Genomic DNA, 19994 nt, shown 5'->3' with positions numbered 1-19994 from the left:
CACAACGGTGCGCATAGCGCACACACGAGGGCACGGCCCTCCACACCCTTGGGAGCAACCGACGTGTCTCGACCGGCACACTTCGACCTCGTCGTCATCGGCGGCGGCCTCGGCGGCGTCGCCGCAGCCCTCGCCGCGGCGCGGCTCGGCCTGCGCGGCGTCGTGGTCAGCGAGTCCGACTGGATCGGGGGCCAGGTCTCCAGCCAGTGCGTCCCGCCGGACGAGCACCCCTGGATCGAGTCGGTCGGGTGCACCCGGACCTACCGGGACTTCCGCGACCGGGTGCGTGACTTCTACCGGCGCAACTACCCGCTGAACCCGGCCGCCAGGGGAACCCGCCTGCTCAACCCGGGCTCGGGGAACATCGGCCCGCTGAGCCACGAACCCCACGTCGCACGCCTGGTCCTTGAGGAGATGCTGGCGCCGTGGATCAGCCGGGGGCTGGTCACCGTGCTGCGCGGCTACCGGGCCGTCGAGGTCCCCGTCGACCGGGACGAGATCCGCGGCGTGCTGGTGCGCGACGCCGAGGGCCACGACGTGGAGCTGACCGGGAGGTTCTATCTCGACGCCACCGACCTCGGCGACGTGATCGACCTCGCCGGGGCGGAGCACGTCTTCGGCGCAGAGAGCGTCGCGCAGACCGGAGAGCCGCACGCCCTGCCCGGGGCCGCCGACCCGTTCGACCAGCAGGCGATCACCTGGGCCATGGTGCTCGGCTGGCACCCGGGGACCGACAACGTCGTCGAACGGCCCGCGGACTACGACGCCTGGCGCTCCTACCAGCCCCCGGAGTGGCCGGGGCCGCTGCTGAGCTGGGAGATCAGCGACCACGTCACCCACAGGACCCGCACCAGGCCGCTCTTCGTCACCGAGCCGTCCCCCGGCGGCGTCCGCTACGACCTGTGGCACGCCAGGCGGGTGCTCGACTCCGGCCACCTCGACGGCGGCTGGTCCGACGTGACCGTCGCCGCCTGGCCGATGATGGACTACTCCAGGCTGCCGCTCATCGGCGTCGACGAGCCGACCAGGCTGCGCGCCCTCGCCGACGCCCGGCAGCTCTCGCTGTCGTTCCTGTACTGGATGCAGACCGAGGCCCCCAGGCACGACGGCGGAACCGGCTACCCGGAACTGCGGCCGCGCGGCGACCTGACCGGGACTCCGGACGGGCTGGCCAAGATGCCCTACGTCAGGGAGAGCCGTCGTATCACCGCCGAGTTCACCCTCCTCGAACAGCACATCGGCGTCGAGGCCAGGAGGGGACTCGAAGGGGCCGAGCGCTTCGCCGACAGCGTCGGCGTCGCCGCCTACCGGATCGACGTCCACCCCTCGACCTCGGGCCGCCCGACCGTGGACATCGACACCTGGCCGTTCCAGATCCCACTGGGCAGCCTGATCCCGGTCAGGGTCGGGAACCTGCTGCCCGCCGCGAAGAACATCGGCGCCACCCACCTGACCAGCGGCGCCTACCGGGTGCACCCCGGCGAGTGGACGGTCGGCGAGGCCGCGGGCTCGCTCGCGGCCTTCTGCGTCCTGCGGGGGCTTCGGCCCTCCCAGGTGCGGGCCGACGAGGTACGGCTCGCCGAGTTCCAGGCGACGCTCACCGGCGTCGTCGGGATCGAACTGGAATGGCCCCGCTACGAGGCCCTGTCCCCGCGCCACAGGTTCGGCTACGTGACGGCGCCGGTCCTGAACGGAAGCCCCGCGTGACCCCGCCGCTGCGCCGTCTGCGCCTGGCCCACGGGGGCCTCGCCGGTCTGGCCGAGGCCGTACGGTCCGGGGCCCTGCCCGCGGACGAGCCGTTGCTCGCCTCGCTGGAGCGCGTCGCCTCCCAGGACCCGGCCCTGCACGCCTTCACCCAGGTCCTCGCCGACGCCGTACCGGGAACGGAGGGTCCGCTGGCCGGGCTGCCCATCGCGGTCAAGGACAACATCGACGTCGCGGGCCACGTCACGAGCCTCGGCCTCCCCCTCGACGCGCGGCCCGTGGCCGGGCGGGACGCCGAGGTGGTCACCCTGCTGAAGGAGGCGGGAGCCGTACTCGTCGGCAAGACCAACCTGCCCGAGCTGGCCTCCTCAGCCGTGACGAGGAACCCGCACCACGGCGACGCCCGCAACCCGTGGGACCCGGAGCGGACGGCCGGGGGGTCGAGCGGGGGCTCCGCCGTCGCGGTGGCCGCCGACATGGTGGCCGCGGCGCTGGGCACCGACACGGCGGGCTCGACGCTGATCCCGGCCGCGCTGACCGGCGTGTGCGGGATGCGTCCCACCCACGGCCGTCTCAGCACCCGGGGCGTCGTGCCGCTCAGCCCCACCTTCGACACCGTCGGCGTGATGGCCTGGGAGCCACGGGACGTCGCGCTCGTCTTCGGCGTGCTCGACGGCTCCGCCGGAAGGACTCCCGCAGAAGTCGACCTCGCCGGGCTGCGGGTCGGCGTCCTGACCGGCTGGTTCCGCGAGGCCGAGCCCGGCGTGCTCGCCCGCTTCGACGAGGCCGTCGCCAGGCTCGCCGAGGCGGGCGCCGTACCCGTGCCCGTCGAGCTACCGGCCGCGCCGGTCGTGCGGGAGCGGGCGCGCGTCATCTACACCCGCGAGGTCGGCGCCGTCTACTCCGACCTGCTCGACGAGGGCGACGAGGACACGGTCTACTCGGCCAGCGTGGAACGGCGCCGGGTCCCCGGCGCCGACGACGTGGGCTACGCGCGAGCGCTGCGCTTCCGCGAGGAGTGGCGGCGGGAGGTCGAGGCCGCCTTCGCCGACACCGACGTGCTGGCCTGCCCGACCACGCCGATCACCGCGCCCAGGATCGACACCGCCACCGAGGAGACGACCTCGACGCTGATGGCCTTCACCTACCCGTTCTGCCTGGCGGGCGTGCCCGCGCTCAGCCTGCCCTGCGGTCTCCAGGACGGCCTGCCCGTCGGCATGACGCTCGTCGCGCCCTCGGGAGCCGACCTCGGGCTGCTCGACGTGGGAGCCGCCCTGCCCGTCCATTCCCGCCCTTACCCCCCACCACCCAGGGAGCACCACCCATGAACACCTCAAGGATCGGCCTCGCCGCCTGCGCCGCGGCACTCGCCCTGGCGACGGCCTGTTCCGCCTCCGCCGCCCCGAAGACCTCTCCCGCGGAAACCTCCCGCACGGTCGTCATCGACTACGTCCCCGGCGTCTCGCCCTTCCCCTACTTCGACACCGCCTACCGGGGCGCCGCCGAGCAGGGTAAGAAGTACGGCTACCAGGTCAAGTACGTGCCGGTCTCCGCCTACGACGCCACGACCCAGAACACCGTCCTCAACGCCGAACTCGCCTCCCACCCCGACTTCCTGCTGGTCTCGCCGGTTGACGACGTCTCGCTGCGGCCCGCCGTGCAGCGCTACATCGACGCCGGGATCCCGGTCATCACCGTCGGCGGGACGCTCAAGGACACCACGGGACTGGTCGCGCAGATCGCCACCGACAACTACCAGGGCGGCAAACTCGTCGCCGAGCACTTCGGCAGACAGCTCGGCGGCAAGGGGACCGTCGCCGTGCTGAACATCGCCCCCGGCAGCTCGACCGTCGACGACCGGGTCAAGGGCTTCAACGACACGATGCGGGCGAACTTCCCCGGCATCACGGTCCTCAAGGAGCAGTACGGCGGCGCCACGGTCCCGTCGAACCAGCAGGCGGTCCGTGGCCTGCTGCTGGCCCACCCCGAGACCAACGCCGTCTTCGGCGCGACCGAGGTCAACGGCGAGGGCGCCATCGCCGCCGTCGCCGCAGTCGGCAAGACGGGGCAGATCCAGGTCGCCGCGTTCGACGCCTCCCCCGAGGAGGTCAAGCAGCTCAGGGCCGGGAAGATCTCCTTCCTCTCCGTCTCCCAGCCGGGCAACCAGGCCGCGCTCGCCGTCGACTTCGCCCACGCCTACCTGACCGGGGACAAGGCCTCCATCAAGCCCTCGACCCTGGTCCCCAACGTCGGCGTCACCAAGGACAACATCGACGACCCCGCCATCACGCCCCTGCTCTACACCTCGGGGAGCTGACCCGTGCACCTCTACCTGCACGAGACCCTCGACCCGGTCAGGTCACCCGGCGCCCACACCCGCTACCTCGACGAACTCGGCCACGTCGTCACCACCGAGGGCAACGCCAGGGGTTCGGCGGGCGGGCGCTGCGTCGCCGCCTGGGTCCCGGTCTTCCTGACCGGCCAGTGGCCGCAGATCATCGGCTTCTGGCAGATGCCCGGCGGCTGGGACGGCTTCGCCGAGCACTTCGACACCCACCCCGAGCTGTTCCACGAACCCCTTGAGCGCTGGTACGGCGAGCGCTCCGGCGGCTTCGACCGCGTCCTGGTCGGCACCGACTACACCCCGACGCTCGACGACATCGTCACCGGGGGCCTGCGCGCCCCGGTCGTGCTGCACGAGACGGTCCGCCTCAGGCCGGGGGGAACACCCAAGTATCTCGACCGGGTCGGCGCGCTGAAGGAGGAACTCGACCGGCAGCGGTACGGCTTCGGCGTGCTCGGCGCCTACGAGGTGGCCTTCCGCAACCGGAGCGAGGCGATCGTGGTCTGGGCCTTCCCCGACTTCGCCACGCTGACCCGCACCCGGTCGGCCCCCGGGGACTTCCCCGAGCTGGCCGCCTGGCACGACGAGAGCGCTCGCATGGAGACGGCGAACACCGGCGTGGTCGTCCGCCCGACCTCCTGGTCCCCGCTGCGCTGACCCCCGTCCGACCACCACACAGGAGCACACCGGATGAAGCAGGAACAGGGCAGGGTCGCCGTCGTCACCGGAGGCGGCGGGGACATCGGCGGGGTGACCTGCGCGAAACTGGCCGAGGACGGCTGGACCGTCGTCGTCACCGACCTCGACCTCACCCGCGCCCGCGAGGTCGCCGCCGGAATCACCGCCTCCGGTGACCTGGCCGAGGCCGACGAGCTCGACGTCGGGGACCCCGCCCAGATCACCGACCTCGTGACCAGGACCGGCGAACGGTTCGGCCGCCTCGACGCGCTCGTCTGCGCCGCCGGGGTCGAGCCGCCACAGAACCTGGCGGACCTCGACGTCGAGGCGTGGGCGCTGACCCTCGACGTCAACCTCAGGGGCCCCGCCCTGCTGGCCAGGGCGGCACTGCCGTGGTGGACCAGGCAGCGCTCCGGCGCCCTGGTCAACATCGCCTCACGCACCTGGCTCGGGGGCGGCCACCCCGCCTACGCCGCCTCGAAGGCCGGTCTCGTCGGGCTCACCCGGTCGCTGGCCCTCGAACTCGCGCCGATCGGCGTGACCGTCAACGCCGTCGCCCCCAGCTTCGTCCGTACCCGCTTCGCCAGGCAGCGCGGCGACGAGAGCGTTCTCGACGCCTACGCCGAGCGGGTCAGGGCGGCCACCCCGATGGGAGAACTGGTCCGTCCCGAGGACGTCGCCAACGCCGTCGCCTTCCTGGCCTCGGCGCGGGCGGCCCGTGTCACCGGCGAGGTGCTGCACGTGTGCGCGGGCTCCCAGCTCCCCCTGTTCGTCAGCTGACCCCTCCAGGCGTACGGCCCCGCCGTACCCCTCGAAAACCACCTCCGAGACCGCCTGACCAGACCCCCCGTCCGGGAGATCCCATGACATCCACGGCAGAGACCGCGACACCGGGCCCCGCGCCCGACGCCCCGGCGGCCGTCCTCGAAGCGCGCGGCCTGACCAAGCGCTACGGCTCCGTCGTCGCGCTGTGCGACGTCACCCTCGACCTGAGAGCGGGTGAGGTGCTCGCCCTGGTCGGCGACAACGGCGCGGGCAAGAGCACGCTGCTGAAGATCCTGTCGGGCAACACGACCCCGTCCGAGGGGACGCTGCTGGTCAACGGCGAGCCCACGGTCTTCCGCGGCCCGACGGACGCCACGGCGGCCGGGGTCGCAACCGTCTACCAGGACCTCGCGCTCGCCCTCGACCTGGACGTCACCGGCAACCTGTTCCTCGGCAGGGAGATCGTCTCCTCCTCCCTCCCCGGCCGCCTGCTGGGCTGGCTCGACAGGAAGGAGATGCGCAGGCGGACCGAGGCGGCGCTCGAACGGGTGCGCATCCACGTCCCCGACGTCACCCGCGAGTGCGGCGACCTGTCCGGCGGGCAGCGCCAGGCGGTCGCCATCGCCCGCGCCGTCACCTGGTGCGAGCGGGTGCTGTTGCTGGACGAGCCGACCGCCGCCCTCGGCGTCGAGCAGCAGCGCGAGGTGCTCAACCTCATCGACCACGTCAGGGGCATGGGCACCGCGGTCGTCCTGGTCAGCCACCAGCTCCCCCACGTCATGGAGATCGCCGACCGCGTCGCGGTGCTGCGCCGGGGACGGCTGGTCGCGCTCGCCGACCGCGAGACGGTCACCGTCGAACGCCTCGTCAGCCTGATCACCGGCCTTGAGGGCGAGGCCGACGAACGGACGGGGCTGCCGATCTCCCCGAAGAACACCTCACACGGAGGCACGCGATGACCCAGACCCAGCCCTCCGTCAGGATCACCGCGCCCCGGCTCACCGCCGTCGGGGAACGCGCGGGCAGCCTGTGGACCCTCGGCGTGCTCGTCCTCATCGTGGCCGCGTTCTTCGTCGCGGTGCCGCAGTTCCACTCCAAGGCGGCCTGGGTGGCGACGTCCCTGGCCGCGACGGAGGTGATCCTGCTCAGCCTCGGTCAGACCTTCGTCGTCGTGGGACGCGGCATCGACCTGTCCGTCGGCGCCAACCTCGGCCTGTCCGGGATGGTCTCCGGCTGGGCGATGACCCAGATGCTCGGCGGGACGGGCCTGTCGCAGGCGGCGATCCTCGTCGTCGGCGCCGTCGTCGCGGTCGTCACGGGCACGCTCGTCGGCACCGTCAACGGCCTCGTCGTCACCCGGCTGGGGATCATGCCGCTGATCGCGACGCTCGGCATGATGGGCGCGGCAACCGGCGTCACCCAGCTGATCAACGACGGTCAGGACATCTCCACCCTTCCCCCGGACATCTTCGCCATCGGCAACAGCGCGGTCCTCGACGGCTGGATCCCGGTCCCGGTCCTCGTGACGGTGGTCATCACGGCCGGGGCGGCCCTGCTGCTGCACCGGACCCGGTTCGGACGGCACTGTTACGGCATCGGCAGCAACCCCGAGGCCGCGGCGCGCACCGGTATCCGGGTCGGGCGGCACACCACGGCGGTCTACGCGCTGGCGGGTTCGCTGGCCGGGGTCGCCGGGTTCCTGGTGATGGCCCAGCTGGCCAGCGCGTCGGTGACGGCCGGGCAGACCTCCGAGCTGTCGGCCATCGCCGCCGTCGTCATCGGCGGCGTCAGCCTGTTCGGCGGGCGCGGCAACATCGCCGGGGCCGTCATCGGGACGCTCATCATCACGGTGCTGCAGACCGGGCTGGTCGTGGCGAGCGTCAGCTCCTCCTGGCAGACCATCACCGTCGGCGTGGTGCTGGTCGCCGCGGTCTTCGCCGACCAGCAGCGCCTGCGGCTCGCCCGCCGTACCTGACCGGCTCCTGTGACGTGCCTCGGCGTGGATAACCGCTGGCCGCGCGCCGACCGCGCGTGGCAGGGTGTGACGGTGCCTGGATTGCCGCGTTCCGTCGCCGAGGCCGTCGCCGCCGAGCATGACGGTGTACGGCTGCGCTACCTGTTCTTCTGGGGTCACCGGCCGCCGCGCGGGGGCGGGGTCGGCGCCGGGTGCCTGAGCCAGTGGTGGGAGGCGCCCTTCCCCGCGGAGAACGACTTCGGCGGCGGCGAGCACGTCTTCCGCTCCGCCGAGCACCACATGATGGCGCACAAAGCGTGGCTGTTCGGCGACGACGAGACGGCGGCCGCGGTCCTCACGGCGCCGCACCCCGGCGAGGCCAAACGGCTCGGCCGGGAGGTCCGCGGCTTCGACGAGGCCGTGTGGGAGGAGCACCGCTACGCGATCGTGGTGCGCGGCAACACCGCCAAGTTCGGTGCGAACCCGGAGCTCGGGGACTTCCTGCTCGGCACCGGGAGGCGCGTCCTGGTCGAGGCCAGTCCCGTCGACAGGATCTGGGGCATCGGGCTGACCGCCGACGACGAACGAGCCGCCTCCCCCGGCACCTGGCAGGGCCTGAACCTGCTCGGCTTCGCCCTCATGGACGTCCGCGACCTCCTGGAGGAAACCCCCTGAGAAAGGTTCCGTGAAAGCGATCGGACGGATCGGGTGAGAAGGGATGACCGCCGACCGCGCTGGAAACGGGAGACCTTCGTGACCTCGATCTCATGGGCCGTCCGTCCGGGGAGTCCCGAGGCCGTGCCTCACTCCCTCGACGAGGCCGAGGGGTTCAGCGCGATCTTCGACGCCCACTTCGCCGAGATCCACCGCTACGTCGCCCAGCGGCTGGGGGACGACGTCGCGGAGGACATCGTCGCGGAGACGTTCCTCACCGCGTTCCGCAAGCGGTCGCGCTACGACCCGTCCCGCGCCGGGGTGCGGGCCTGGCTGTACGGCATCGCGACCAACCTCGTCGGCAGGCAGCGCCGGGGCGAGGTGCGCACGCTGCGCGCGCTCGGCCGGCACGGCCTCGACCCGGACGCCCCCGGGCACGAGGAGCGCGTCGCGGCGCGGGTCAGCGCGGAGAGCCTGCGGCCGAGTCTCGCCGCGGCCGTCGCCGAGCTCCACCAGCGTGACCGTGACGTCCTGCTCCTGGTCGCCCTCGCCGACCTCAGCCACGAGGAGGTCGCGGCGGCCCTCGGCATTCCCTACGGAACCGTGGGATCACGCCTGAGCCGGGCCAGACGGAAACTGCGCGCCATCCTTGGCGAGACCAACCCGATGCTCGACCCCGAGGAGACGCGCCGTGGATGAACTGGAGAAGCTCCGCGAGCTGTACGGCGAGCCACGGCCCGACCCGGTTCTCAAGGCCAGGGTGCGCCAGGCCCTGGACGCCGAGGCAGGACGGCCGCGCCTGAGGTTCACCAAGGGGATCACCGGTGTGCTCGCCGCCACGGCGACGGTGGTCACCGTGGTGGCGGTGGCGGTCGTGGTCACGGGGGCCACGACCGCCGAACCGGAACAGGTCGTGTCGCCGGGCGTCACGACGACGGTCTCCGGGCGGTCGATCCTGTTGGCCGCCGCGGTGACCGCCGAGGCGGGTCCCGAGAACGACGGCGCGTACTGGCACGTCAGCAAGCTGAACCGGCGGACCTACCCGGAGACGTTCGGCGCCGAGGGCGACCGCTACCGGGTCGCCGAGTCACAGCTCACCGAGCAGTGGGTCACCGAGGACGGCGAGGTCTGGGTGGGGACCCGCTCCCTGGGCACGCGCCCCGCGAGCGAGACCGACAAGAAGGCCTGGCGCCGGGACGGCTCCCCCACCGAGTGGCGGGTCCCCGGGGGGACGCTGTCCACCGAACCCGGCAGGGGCCACCTCGAAACCGTGCCCGACGGGACGGCGTTCAGCATGGCGGGCAGGAAGATGACCCTCGAACAGATCAGGGGGCTGCCGACCGACCCCGTCAGCCTGCGGGAACAGGTCGCCGAGCTGGTCAGGGACGCGCCGGGCGGCTCGCTCGACGGCGTCGTCGCGGACGCGCTCAGCGGCCTGCTGTGGAGCAAGCCGTCGCCGCCGAAGGTGCGCGCCGCCGCCTACCGGGCGCTGGCCGACCTGCCCGAGGTGCGCTATCTGGGTGAGGCGGAGGACGAACAGGGCAGGGCGGGGGCGGCCTTCTCCTTCACCCTGCAGACCGCGGGCTCCTCACGGCTCCCGGCGACCGTGCGGCGGACCCTGGTCATCGACCCCGTCACCTCACAGGTGCTGTCCTCGACCGTCACCGGCAGGCCGGGCACCGGGGACGACCAGGTCGAGGTGGTGCTCGACGCGGGCTGGACGACGGAGAAGCCCGCCGTACCCGCCCTGCCGTGACGTGCGGGAGGATCAGCTCAGACAGGCGGAGGCGGCCGCCAGGTCGCGGAGCTGGTCGGCGAAGGCGAGGGCCTGCTCGGCCGTCATGCGGGGCTCGGAGCCGACGTAGAAGACCACGATGTCGCCGTTGAGCGAGGTCGTGGCGGTGAACGGAAGTGTTGGGGAGATAACCATGATGCTCCGCATTCTCGCGTGCCCCACCGACAGTTCGCACATGGTTTACCTCTCTCTCCTCCTGGAGGCCCGGTGAGTGACTCCCCCGCGCGGTGGCGTCAGGTGCGCGACCACCTGAACGGGAACCGGCACGCCCTGACGCGTGCCGCCGCCCTGCGCCACCCCGGCCTCGGCCGCGCCGGATCGACCCACCTGCTGACCCGTCCCGGCTGGCTGCCGGATGACCCGCTGCCGTTCGGCGACGTCCGCCCGGTGTGGCACGACGACGTTCCCCCCTCCCCCGTCACCGGCACCGAGGCTCAGGCCCGCCCGTTCCTGCCGGAGAACAGCACCACCTACGCGCGGGCCATGGCGGCCCACGGCAGGCCGAAGCTGTTCGAGAACCGGGTGTGCTACCGGCTGCTCGACGCCGCGTGGCCGAGGCTCGACCTCGGGCGGGGCCACTACTTCGACGCCGTGGACGTCGGGGAGGCCGCGGCCCACGAGCTGGCCAGGGCCGGCCTGCTCGGTCTCGGCGAGGGGGCGCTGCCGTTCAGGACCCTCGTGGGAGACCCGACGAACCTGGCCGGACGGCCCACGCTGCCCGCCGTCTCGGTGCTGACCCTGCGACGCGACAGCCGTACGGGAGAGGCGACGTTCGTCCTGCACTGGCGGGACCCCGCGCGGGTCGCCCACGCGGGCGGCCTCTACCAGGTCATGCCGGTCGGGGTGTTCCAGCCCGTGCGCGCCGAGACCGAGGCCGCGGACCTCGACCTGTGGAGGTGCGTCGTGCGGGAGTACGCCGAGGAGTTCCTCGGCCTTCCCGAGCTGTACGGCGAAGCGTTCGACCACGACTCCTGGCCCTTCCACCTGCGGATGGAGAAGGCCCGTGCCGAGGGAGCCGTCAGGCCGCTGGTGCTCGGCCTCGGGGTCGATCCGCTGACGTTCGCGACGGACATTCTGGCCGTGACGGTCTTCGAGGCCGAGGCATACGACGACCTCCTCGGGGCCGTGGTCGAGGAGAACGAGGAGGGCCGGGTCGTCGGGACGGCCATCCCCTTCGACGCCGCCCACGTGGCCCGCTACGTCAGCGAGAAGCCGACGCAGGCGGCGGGCGCCGCCGTACTGGAACTGGCGTGGAGGCACCGGCACGCCCTGCTGGCATGAAGGAGGGCGGCGTCCCCGCCTGCCGAAGCCCCATCGGCAGGCGGGGACGCCGTCCGTACGGCGCGGCCCTCAGGAGAGGCCCGCGATGTCCTCCGCCCAGTGGCAGGCCACCCGGTGTCCCGGCACGACCTCCCTGACCTGCGGAACCTCGTCGGCGCAGCGGGTCTCGCGCCGGAAGGGGCAGCGGGTGTGGAACGGGCAGCCGCTCGGCGGGTTGGCCGGGCTGGGCAGGTCGCCGCTGAGGATGATCCGCTCGCGCCGCGACTCGGCGACCGGGTCGGGCAGCGGCACCGCCGACATCAGCGACACGGTGTAGGGGTGCAGCGGGCGTTCGAACAGCTCCCGCGAGTCCGCCTCCTCCACGAGCCTGCCGAGATACATGACGCCGACCGTGTCGCTCATGTGCCGCACCACGGCCAGGTCATGGGCGATCAGCAGCGTCGTCAGCGACAGCGTCCGCTTGACCTCCTGGAGCAGGTTGACGATCTGCGCCTGGACCGAGACGTCCAGCGCGGAGACCGGCTCGTCGGCGATCAGCAGGTCGGGTTCGAGGATGATCGCCCTGGCGATGCCGACCCGCTGACGCTGGCCGCCGGAGAACTCGTGCGGGTAGCGGTGCTCGGCCGCGCGCGGCAGTCCGACCTGGTCCAGCGTGCGCAGCACCTTGGCCCGCCACTCCCTACGTCCCCCGGGCACACCGTGCACGCGCAGCGGCAGCTCCAGGATGTCGCCGACGCTCTGGCGCGGGTTGAGGCTGGCCATCGGGTCCTGGAAGACCATCTGCATCCGGCGCCGCATCGGGCGCAGCCCGCGCTCGCGCATCCCGGCCAGGTCGACGCCGTCGAAGAGCACGCTTCCCGAGGCGACAGGTTCGAGCCGCAGCAGCGCGCGTCCCAGGCTGGACTTGCCGCAGCCGGACTCCCCGACCAGCCCGTAGGTCCGACCCCTCGGCAGGTCGAGGCTGACCCCGTCGACCGCGCGGACGTACTCGACGGGCCGGTTGGTGACCGCGGCACGCCTGGCCGGGTAGCGCACCCGCAGGTCGCTGATCCGCACCAGTGGCTCGGGACTCCCGCCCCCGGAGGGGGCCTGCGGCTCCCGCGTGGTGACGGAGACCGGGACCGGAGCGTCGCCCCCGGGGTGGACGCACCGGTGCCGGTGGCCGGGAGAGTCGTCGGTCATGGGCAGGTCGGGGACCATGCACGCCTCGTCGGCGACCGCGCACCGGGAGGCGAACGAGCACCCCGACTCCCAGGGCAGCCGGTCGAACGGCGAGCCGGGGATCGGGGTGAGCGCCACGTCCCTGGGCGAGTCGAGCGCCGGGATCGAGGCCAGCAGGCCACGGGTGTAGCGGTGCATGGGCCTGCGGAACAGCTCCGGCGCCGAAGCCGTCTCGACGACCCGCCCGCCGTACATCACGTTGACCCGGTCGGCCAGGCCCGCGACGACGCCCAGGTCGTGTGTGATCATCAGCAGCGCGGCGCCGTGGTCACGGGCGAGCCTGGCCAGCAGTTCGAGGACCTGGGCCTGGATCGTGACGTCGAGCGCCGTGGTCGGCTCGTCGGCGATCAGCAGCTTCGGGCCGCACGCGATGGCGATGGCGATCATGACGCGCTGGCGCATGCCGCCGGAGAGCTGGTGGGGATACTGCCGCAGTCTGCGGACCGGGTCGGGGATGCCGACCTCGCGCAGCAGTTCCTCGGCGCGGGCCCCGGCCGCCGCCTTCGACAGGCCGGTGTGGCGCAGCAGGACCTCGGTGATCTGCACGCCGATCGGCACGACCGGGTTGAGCGAGGTCATCGGGTCCTGGAAGACCATCGCCAGGTCACGGCCGCGCCTGGCCGAAAGCTGCCGGTCGTTCAGCGTGGTCAGGTCCTCGCCGTCGAACACGATCTCGCCCTCGACCCGCGCCGAGCCGGGCAGCAGCCCGAGCAGCGCGAGCGCGGTCGCGGACTTGCCGCAGCCGGACTCGCCGACCAGCGCCACGACCTCCCCGGCCTCGACGGTCAGGCTGACGCCGTCAACGGCGGTGGTGGACACGGACTGGGTGGAGGTGAACCGTACCCGGAGGTTCCGGACGTCGAGCAGGGACATGGTCACCTCGTGGTCTTCGGGTCGAGGACTTCGCGCAGGGCCTCACCGACGAGGGTGAAGCCGAGTGCCGTGACGGCGATGCAGGCGCCGGGCAGCAGCGCCAGGTGGGGAGCGCTCTCCAGCCGGGCCTGCGCCTTGACCAGCATGCGGCCCCACTCGGCGACCGTCGGGTCTGCCTGGCCGAGACCGAGGAACGACAGCGCGGCCACCTCGATCGTCGCCGTCGCCAGCACGAGGGTCGCCTGGACGATCACCGGCCCTACCGAGTTGGGCAGCATCTGGCCGAACACGATCCTGCTCGTCGGCACCCCGACCGAGCGGGCCGCGACCACGTAGTCCAGCCCCCGCTGGGCCAGCATCGACCCCCTGAGCAGGCGGGCGAACACCGGCACCTGCGCCGCCGCGATGGCGATCATCACGGCGACCGGGCTGCGGCCCATCACCGCGGCGACGCTCACCGCGAGCAGCAGCGCGGGGATCGACAGCATCACGTCGGTCACCCGCATCGCCAGCGTGTCCACCCAGCCGCCGAGCCCTCCGGCGAGCAGGCCGACCAGCGCCCCGACGAGCAGCCCGAGCCCGGTCGCGGTGATGCCGATGACCAGTGACTGCCGCGCGCCGTACACCAACTGGGTGAAGAGGTCGGAGCCGAAGCTGTCGAGACCGAGCAGGTGACCGGGACCCGGCCCTGGCACCGACGACGGGGTGATCTTCCCCGCCCACTCGGCGCTGCCCGGCTCGTACGGCGTCAGCAGCGGCGCGGCCAGCGCGACCACCGTGAACAGCAGCACGATGACGCCTCCGGCGATGGCCGACCTGCGGCGCAGCAGCCTGCGCAGCGCGACCCGCCACGTCCCACCGGGCCGCGCCGGGACGGCTTCCTGGGCGAGGACCGGGGCGCTCATCGCTGCCTCGCCCTGGGGTCGATGACCGCGTACGACACGTCCACCAGCAGGTTGACGACCGCGTAGATGACCGCGATGAACAGCACGAATCCTTGGAGCACCGGATAGTCCAGATGGTTGACGGCGGTGAACAGGAACTCCCCGACCCCGTTGAGCGCGAACACCGTCTCGGTGAGCACAGCCCCGGCCAGCAGGGCACCTGCCTGCAGGCCGATCGTGGTCGAGACGGGCAGCAGCGCGTTGCGCATGACGTGCCTGCGCCGGATCACCGCCCTGGTCAGGCCCTTGGCGCGCGCGGTGCGGACGAAGTCCTCGTTCATCACTTCCAGCACCGAGGCCCTGGTGATCCGCACGATGATCGCCAGCGGGATCGCCCCGAGGGCCATCGCGGGCAGGATCAGGTGCAGCAGCGCGTCCCAGGCGGCGTCCCACTCCCCGGTCAGCACCCCGTCCAGCACGTAGAGGCCGGTCGGGTGGGTCGCGTCGAGCCTGACGTCCTGGCGTCCCGCCGTCGGCAGCCAGCCGAGCCGGATCGCGAAGACGTACTTCAGGAGGTAGGCCAGGAAGAACACCGGCACCACGACCCCCAGCAGGGAGGCCCCGACGGACAGGTGGTCGAGCGGGCCGCCCTTGCGGCGGGCGGCGAAGTAGCCGAGCGGGATGCCGACCACGATCGCCAGGCCGAGCCCGGCGACCGCCAGTTCGACGGTCGCCGGGAAACGCTCGAAGAAACTGCCCACCACGCTCTGCCCCGTCCTGATGGAGGAGCCGAGGTCGCCCCGCGCGAGCCGTTCGAGGAAGAGCAGGAACTGCTCGGGGAGCGACCGGTCGAACCCGTACAGGTGGTTGACCCGGTCGATCCCCTCCTGGGTGGCCCGCTCCCCGAGCAGTGCCCGCGCCGGGTCCCCGGGCAGCAGCCGCAGCCACACGAACAGCAGCAGGCTGAGTCCGAACAGCACCGGCACCACCAGGGCCAGCCGCCGGGCGACGAAGGCGATCATCTCTTCTGTTCCCTAGCCCTTGATCTCAAGGGTGTTCCACACCTCGGCCGCGAGCGGGCTGGTGACGTAACCGGTGATCCTGGGCGAGAGCGCGAGCGAGGGGACCGGGTGCGCGACCGGGATGCCCGGCAGCAGGTCCATGAGCTCCTTACTCACCGTGGCGTACTTCTCGCCCTGCTCGGCCAGGTTGCGCGCGCTGCGCGCCGCGGCGACCGACTCGAACAGCTTCTTGTCCTCGAAGCCCCACTCGACGGTCTTGCGGCCGAAGAAGATGCCGAGGAAGGTGTCGGCGCTGTTCATGATGCCCGTCCCGCCGAGGAGGTACAGGCCGTGGTCGGTCTTGGCCTTGATCCGCTCCAGGTACTCGGGGCTCCACTTCTCCGGCACGGCGTTGACCTTCAGCCCGACGGCCTCAAGCTGGGTGCGGATCGCCACGAAGGTGTCCTCGGGGCTCGGCATGTACGGCCTCGACGTACCGGTCGGGTAGTTGAACGTGACCGTCTTGCCGACCGCGCCCGCCTCCTCAAGGAGCTTCTTCGCCTTGGCCGGGTCGTAGTCGTAGGTCGCGACGCTGTCGGCGTAGCCGTTGACCGGCGGCGGGATGAACTGCTCGGCGGGCTTGGTGCCCGCGGGCAGCGTCTGCGAGACGATCGCCTGCTTGTCGAGGGCGTGGGCGATGGCCTTGCGGACCCTGATGTCGGCCAGCAGCGGATCCGCCTGGTTCATGCCGAGATAGAGGATGTTGAGCGGCTCCCTGGGCAGGACCTGGAAGCCCGCGCCGGACAGCCCCTGCACGTCCGCGGGCGCGACCAGGTCGTAGCCGTCGATCTCCCCGCTCTGCAGCGCCTGCAGCCTGGCGGTGCCGTCCGGGATGATCCGCACCACGATCTTGTCGATCTTCGGCTTCCCGCCCCAGTAGGTGGGGTTGGCGCGCAGCGTCAGCCGCTGCCCCTTCTCCCACGACTCGAACAGGTACGGTCCCGTGCCGGTGGGGTGCGCCGTCGAGTACTCGTTGCGCCGGACGTCCCCGGAGGCGCCGGGGTCGTCGGCCTTGTACTGCTTGAGGGCCGTCGGGCTCTGCATCGCGAACGACGAGATGGCCAGCGCGGGGATGAGGCTGCCGTAGGGGCGGGTCAGCGTGATGGTGACCGCGTCGCCCTGCGCCGCGCAGCCCTTGTAGATGCCCTTGGTGAGCGCCGGGTTGTCGCTGGTCTTGAAGCCCGCGAAGACCAGTTGGTACAGGTTGCTGATGTTCTCGGCCTGCAGCGGACCGTTCCAGTTGTACCAGCGCTCGAAGTTGAAGCAGACGGCCTCGGCGTCGAAGGGTGTGCCGTCGGAGAACTTCACGTCCTTGCGGAGCTGGAAGGTGTAGCTCAGGCCGTCGTCGGTCTGCGACCAGGAGGTCGCCAGGCCCGGCGCGGGCTCGGCAGTGCCGGGCTTGATCGACACCAGACCCTCGAAGATCTGGTTGGCGACCCGTGTGCTCTCGCTGTCGGCGACGAACGCCGGGTCCAGCGCGACCGGCTCTGAGGCGGCGGCGAAGACGAACGTCCCCGTCTTCTCGCCGCCCGCGGACGCCTGCCGCGTGCCGCGTTCGCTGGAACAGGAGGTGATCGCCAGCGCGAGACCGGTGGCACCGGCGACTGCGATCAGGCGTCGGACGCGCGTGGTGGTTGGACTCACGGGTCGGCCTTTCTTCAAAACAGGGTGGTTGGAGCTTGTCCCCCGACAGATGCGCTCTCGCGCCGACCGGCCCACCGCGGACTGCCCGTCTCGTACGGCGTAGCCCACGGTGGGCCGACCGTTCCGCACGGGCCAGCCCGCGATGAGCCGACCGTCCCGTACGGCGTCAGCCCGAGGTGAGCCGACCGTCTCGTACGGCGTCGGCCCACGGTCGGCTGACCATCTCGTGCGGGGGTCAGCCGACGGCTGGCTGGCCGTCGATCTCCCCGACCCGCAGTTCGTCCGGGTTCTGCGGCAGGTCGGCGACGGCGGCGCGTACGCCCTCGGTGCCCAGCCTGTTCACCAGGTCGAGCGCGCCGAGGTTGGCCTTGAGCTGTTCGACGCTGCTGGCCCCGAAGAGCACCGAGGCCGTACGCGGGTGGGTGAGGGCGAAGGCGATCGCGAGCTGCGCGGCCGTCGCGCCCAGCGCCTCGGCCCGTGCGGCGAACGCGTCGCGGACCTCCTCGGCGTGCCTGGTCATGCCGGAGGGGCCGAGCGGACGCTCGCTGCTGGCGGCCCGCCGTCCTGCCAGCACGCCGACGGCCAGCACGTTCGTCGTCTGGATCACCAGGTCCCAGCGCTCCATGACCTCGGCCAGCTCACCGTCCTCGCCCATCTTCCTGGCGATTGCCGAGTACGGCAGTTGCAGCACGCTGGGCAGCGGCATGCCCTCCTGGTGCGCGTAGGCGCAGGCCTCGTCGATCTCGGCCGGGGTCGCGTGGTTGATGCCCCAGTACCTCGTCAGCCCGGCCTCGACCAGCCCGGCCATCTGCCGGACGATGTCCTTCATGTCCACGGCGGTCTGGAAGTAGTAGGCCGTGTCCGGGTTGTAGATGACGCAGTCGGCCGCGTCCACCCTCGCCCGGGGCAGGGACTCCGCGAGCTGGTCGCGGAAGGAGGGGCGCGGCCCGCCGTACCAGAGCTTCTCGGTGTGGAAGTAGTCCTCCCTGGCGATGCCCGCCGCGTCCCGCGCCGCCGCGAACCGCATGTCGGTCTCGGAGACCGGATCGTCCGGTCGGGCGGCCGAGGTGTAGTGGCCCACGTCGAACCACGTGACCCCGGCGTTCCTCGCGGTCGTCAGGAACTCGACGATGTCCTCGTGACGCATCCGGTCGTAGGTGTGGTAGGAGCCGATGCTCAGCGCGGACACCTTGGGACCGTTAACGCCCAGGGAGTGATACCTCATCATGCGGCGGTGTCTCCGTACTTCTCGGTTGGGTTCGACCAGCGTGGGCAGCACCGCGAAATTTGTCAATACATTGACCGTCAATACATTGGCAGTCATCATGATGGTTGAATGTCCTGATCGTCCTTCTCCCCCCAGACAAGCGGAGCCGTGCCGTTGCCCAGTGACCGCGCTTTGAACGCCGCGACCGCGCCCGACGCCGTTGAGGACACCACCATGTGGTCCCTGATCGGCCAGGCGGTCGAGTCCGTCCCTCCCCAGATCCCGGGGGTCGACGACGAGGCCATGCGGCTGTGCATGACGCTGCACTGCGCGACGAGCCTCGTGTTCTACGACCTGTCCGCCACCCTCAGGCGCGCCGACATCGTCGCCGCCCCCACGCTCAAACTGCTGCTGATCCTGTACATGTACGGGGAGATGGAGACCCGGGACCTGATCAGGCTCTCCGGGATGAGCCGGGCCGCCGCCTCAGCCCTGCTCGACAAGATCTCCGGCCAGGAGATGATCGAGCGCCGCCTGTCGGAACGCGACCGCAGGACCCACGTCGTCACCCTGTCGGAGAAGGGCAGAACCGCCTTCGTCGAGGCCTTCTCGATCTACAACGCCAGGGAGCGCTACTGGGCCGAGACCCTCACCCCGGAAGAACGCGACCAACTCGTCACCCTCCTCGGCAAACTGGTCAACGCCCGCCTCGACGACGGCAACCTCCGCCGCAGACAGTGACACCCCGGCCCTCTCAAGCTGAGGTCTTAGGACCGTGAGGGCGGCTGTCACCAGCGACCGGACCACACGTGCGGGCCGTGAGACCGGAGGCGGTGAGCACCATGCGAACAGGTCGTGCGGGCCGGAGGTTTTTGGGTCGTGGGGACGGACGGGTCGCGTGGACAGGTCCCGAGCGTCGTGAGGGCACAGCCCGGTCACGAAACGTCCGCGCGAGGTCGCCTCTCCCTATGATCGCGATTTATGACGATCCGCCGCATATTTCCGGTCTTTCTGACGGCCTCCGCCGGGGCCCTGGCCCTGCTGCTCTCGGCCCCAACAGCCGCGTCCGCCTATCCCATCGTCGGCGCCCCCGAGCTGACCCACAACCCCCTCTACACCGTGCCCGCCCTGCCCTCGGTCTCCTGCAAGGCGGTCAAGGGCACCACCAAGGCCTCGACGACGGCCTACCTCAAGAAGATCGTCGGCTGCCTGAACACCGCCTGGGGCAAGCGGGTGAAGGAATTCGTCCCGGCCGAACTGGCTATCAGGAACACCCTTCCCGGCCCCTGCTCCAGCGGCCTCACGGTGTCCGGCTCCGCCGCCACCAGTTGCTACCGCTCCGTCCAGGTGCAACTGCGCTCCGACTGGATCAGGGCCAGCTCCGAGCTGCCCGTCCTCGTCGAGGTCACCCGCGCCTACGCCCAGTTCGTCCAGTCGCAGACGGGCATCAGCGAGGCCTGGTGGGCACTGCGCTACGACGGTGAGGAGGCCGAGATGAACGAGCAGACCCACCGCTTCTACCAGCAGTCCGACTGCCTGACCGGCGTGTCCCTCAAGAGCCTCGGCCGTATGGCCCGCGACTGGGGACCCCTGCTGTCCGCCGAGACGCCCAAGGAGTACGACAGGTTCATCCCCAAGTGGTACGGCAAGCCCGCCAACCGCCTGGCCTGGTTCAAGACCGGATACAACACGGCGAAGCCCGGCGCCTGCAACACCTGGAAGGCCCCCTCCCCCAAGGTCGCCTGACCCCCAAGGCGGCGCGCCCCTGGACGCGCCGCCGTACCCGGGCCATCACCCAGAGAGGAAGCGGAACACCGGAATGCTGTCCCGCAACGCCTCCCCCATCGTGGCCAGCACCACCAGGCACCCCCCGCGACCACCACCCCAAGCACCACGGCCACCACAACCAACCGCACAAGAGCCCACCGA

Annotated in this window: 19 protein-coding genes; 13 read left to right on the top strand and 6 right to left on the bottom strand. The window is 71.6% G+C overall.

Features of this window, described 5'->3' with window-relative positions; translation table 11 throughout:
- Positions 1 to 63 precede the first annotated feature (63 nt).
- The 10 genes from FHS44_RS27320 to FHS44_RS27275 all read left to right on the top strand — a co-directional run bounded on the left by FHS44_RS27320 (position 64) and on the right by FHS44_RS27275 (position 9855).
- Positions 64 to 1707, top strand: coding sequence for an FAD-dependent oxidoreductase (locus tag FHS44_RS27320; protein ID WP_184719676.1), 1644 nt, complete (start codon positions 64 to 66; stop codon positions 1705 to 1707).
- Positions 1704 to 3032, top strand: coding sequence for an amidase (locus FHS44_RS27315; protein ID WP_184719674.1), 1329 nt, complete (start codon positions 1704 to 1706; stop codon positions 3030 to 3032). Before FHS44_RS27320 ends, FHS44_RS27315 begins: the two co-directional genes overlap by 4 nt.
- Positions 3029 to 4021: an ABC transporter substrate-binding protein gene (locus FHS44_RS27310; RefSeq protein WP_184719672.1), complete on the top strand. Its 993-nt coding sequence runs from the start codon at positions 3029 to 3031 to the stop codon at positions 4019 to 4021. Before FHS44_RS27315 ends, FHS44_RS27310 begins: the two co-directional genes overlap by 4 nt.
- Before the next feature lie 3 nt (positions 4022 to 4024).
- Positions 4025 to 4705, top strand: coding sequence for a hypothetical protein (locus tag FHS44_RS27305; RefSeq protein ID WP_184719669.1), 681 nt, complete (start codon positions 4025 to 4027; stop codon positions 4703 to 4705).
- Positions 4706 to 4738: 33 nt separating this feature from the next.
- Positions 4739 to 5506 (top strand): SDR family NAD(P)-dependent oxidoreductase, encoded by a 768-nt coding sequence (locus FHS44_RS27300; protein WP_184719667.1) that lies wholly within the window; start codon positions 4739 to 4741, stop codon positions 5504 to 5506.
- A gap of 83 nt (positions 5507 to 5589) precedes the next feature.
- Entirely contained in the window at positions 5590 to 6450 is an 861-nt protein-coding gene (locus tag FHS44_RS27295; protein WP_184719665.1) for an ATP-binding cassette domain-containing protein, read from the top strand.
- A complete protein-coding gene (locus FHS44_RS27290) occupies positions 6447 to 7466 on the top strand; it encodes an ABC transporter permease (RefSeq protein WP_184719663.1) in 1020 nt (339 codons plus the stop codon). The genes FHS44_RS27295 and FHS44_RS27290 overlap by 4 nt, the downstream gene beginning before the upstream one ends.
- Before the next feature lie 72 nt (positions 7467 to 7538).
- Entirely contained in the window at positions 7539 to 8120 is a 582-nt protein-coding gene (ybiA, locus tag FHS44_RS27285) for a riboflavin biosynthesis intermediates N-glycosidase (protein WP_376771613.1), read from the top strand.
- Between the two features lie 78 nt (positions 8121 to 8198).
- On the top strand, positions 8199 to 8798 hold the full coding sequence (locus FHS44_RS27280; protein ID WP_312863833.1) for an RNA polymerase sigma factor: 600 nt from the start codon (positions 8199 to 8201) through the stop codon (positions 8796 to 8798).
- Positions 8791 to 9855 (top strand): CU044_5270 family protein, encoded by a 1065-nt coding sequence (locus FHS44_RS27275; protein ID WP_184719659.1) that lies wholly within the window; start codon positions 8791 to 8793, stop codon positions 9853 to 9855. Before FHS44_RS27280 ends, FHS44_RS27275 begins: the two co-directional genes overlap by 8 nt.
- A gap of 12 nt (positions 9856 to 9867) precedes the next feature.
- On the opposite strand, the gene FHS44_RS27270 is transcribed toward FHS44_RS27275, so the two are convergent.
- Complete coding sequence (locus tag FHS44_RS27270) at positions 9868 to 10029, bottom strand: hypothetical protein (protein WP_184719658.1); 162 nt, start codon at positions 10027 to 10029, stop codon at positions 9868 to 9870.
- 72 nt (positions 10030 to 10101) lie between these two features.
- On the opposite strand from FHS44_RS27270, the gene FHS44_RS27265 reads away from it, so the two are divergent.
- A complete protein-coding gene (locus FHS44_RS27265; RefSeq protein ID WP_184719656.1) occupies positions 10102 to 11175 on the top strand; it encodes a transcriptional regulator in 1074 nt (357 codons plus the stop codon).
- A 69-nt stretch (positions 11176 to 11244) separates the two neighbouring features.
- Here FHS44_RS27265 and FHS44_RS27260 read toward each other — a convergent pair whose 3' ends face one another.
- The 5 genes from FHS44_RS27260 to FHS44_RS27240 form a co-directional block, all read right to left on the bottom strand.
- Complete coding sequence (locus FHS44_RS27260; protein ID WP_184719653.1) at positions 11245 to 13269, bottom strand: ABC transporter ATP-binding protein; 2025 nt, start codon at positions 13267 to 13269, stop codon at positions 11245 to 11247.
- 2 nt (positions 13270 to 13271) lie between these two features.
- Positions 13272 to 14174 carry an ABC transporter permease gene (locus FHS44_RS27255; protein ID WP_184719651.1) on the bottom strand — a complete coding sequence of 301 codons (903 nt, stop codon included), beginning with the start codon at positions 14172 to 14174 and terminating at the stop codon, positions 13272 to 13274.
- A complete protein-coding gene (locus FHS44_RS27250; protein ID WP_184719649.1) occupies positions 14171 to 15175 on the bottom strand; it encodes an ABC transporter permease in 1005 nt (334 codons plus the stop codon). Before FHS44_RS27250 ends, FHS44_RS27255 begins: the two co-directional genes overlap by 4 nt.
- Positions 15176 to 15187: 12 nt before the next feature.
- Entirely contained in the window at positions 15188 to 16858 is a 1671-nt protein-coding gene (locus FHS44_RS27245; RefSeq protein ID WP_184719646.1) for an ABC transporter substrate-binding protein, read from the bottom strand.
- Positions 16859 to 17093: 235 nt separating this feature from the next.
- On the bottom strand, positions 17094 to 18047 hold the full coding sequence (locus FHS44_RS27240) for an aldo/keto reductase (RefSeq protein ID WP_184719644.1): 954 nt from the start codon (positions 18045 to 18047) through the stop codon (positions 17094 to 17096).
- Between the two features lie 186 nt (positions 18048 to 18233).
- Here FHS44_RS27240 and FHS44_RS27235 point away from each other — a divergent pair, with 186 nt between their 5' ends.
- Positions 18234 to 18806 carry a MarR family winged helix-turn-helix transcriptional regulator gene (locus tag FHS44_RS27235; RefSeq protein WP_184719642.1) on the top strand — a complete coding sequence of 191 codons (573 nt, stop codon included), beginning with the start codon at positions 18234 to 18236 and terminating at the stop codon, positions 18804 to 18806.
- A gap of 240 nt (positions 18807 to 19046) precedes the next feature.
- Positions 19047 to 19811 (top strand): neutral zinc metallopeptidase, encoded by a 765-nt coding sequence (locus FHS44_RS27230; RefSeq protein ID WP_184719640.1) that lies wholly within the window; start codon positions 19047 to 19049, stop codon positions 19809 to 19811.
- The last annotated feature ends 183 nt before the right edge of the window (positions 19812 to 19994 follow it).

Source organism: Streptosporangium saharense (genome assembly GCF_014203715.1).
Classification (GTDB): domain Bacteria; phylum Actinomycetota; class Actinomycetes; order Streptosporangiales; family Streptosporangiaceae; genus Streptosporangium; species Streptosporangium saharense.
Note: the sequence above shows the minus strand (reverse complement) of the source record. Positions and strands in the feature narration are given on the sequence as shown.

Excerpts from the sequence above, each read along its gene's own strand:
- FHS44_RS27310 (WP_184719672.1), top strand. The coding sequence starts at position 3,029 with ATGAACACCTCAAGGATCGGCCTCGCCGCCTGCGCCGCGGCACTCGCC.
- FHS44_RS27300 (WP_184719667.1), top strand. The coding sequence starts at position 4,739 with ATGAAGCAGGAACAGGGCAGGGTCGCCGTCGTCACCGGAGGCGGCGGG.
- FHS44_RS27295 (WP_184719665.1), top strand. The coding sequence starts at position 5,590 with ATGACATCCACGGCAGAGACCGCGACACCGGGCCCCGCGCCCGACGCC.
- FHS44_RS27290 (WP_184719663.1), top strand. The coding sequence starts at position 6,447 with ATGACCCAGACCCAGCCCTCCGTCAGGATCACCGCGCCCCGGCTCACC.
- FHS44_RS27270 (WP_184719658.1), bottom strand. The coding sequence starts at position 10,029 with ATGGTTATCTCCCCAACACTTCCGTTCACCGCCACGACCTCGCTCAAC.
- FHS44_RS27260 (WP_184719653.1), bottom strand. The coding sequence starts at position 13,269 with ATGTCCCTGCTCGACGTCCGGAACCTCCGGGTACGGTTCACCTCCACC.
- FHS44_RS27255 (WP_184719651.1), bottom strand. The coding sequence starts at position 14,174 with ATGAGCGCCCCGGTCCTCGCCCAGGAAGCCGTCCCGGCGCGGCCCGGT.
- FHS44_RS27250 (WP_184719649.1), bottom strand. The coding sequence starts at position 15,175 with ATGATCGCCTTCGTCGCCCGGCGGCTGGCCCTGGTGGTGCCGGTGCTG.
- FHS44_RS27230 (WP_184719640.1), top strand. The coding sequence starts at position 19,047 with ATGACGATCCGCCGCATATTTCCGGTCTTTCTGACGGCCTCCGCCGGG.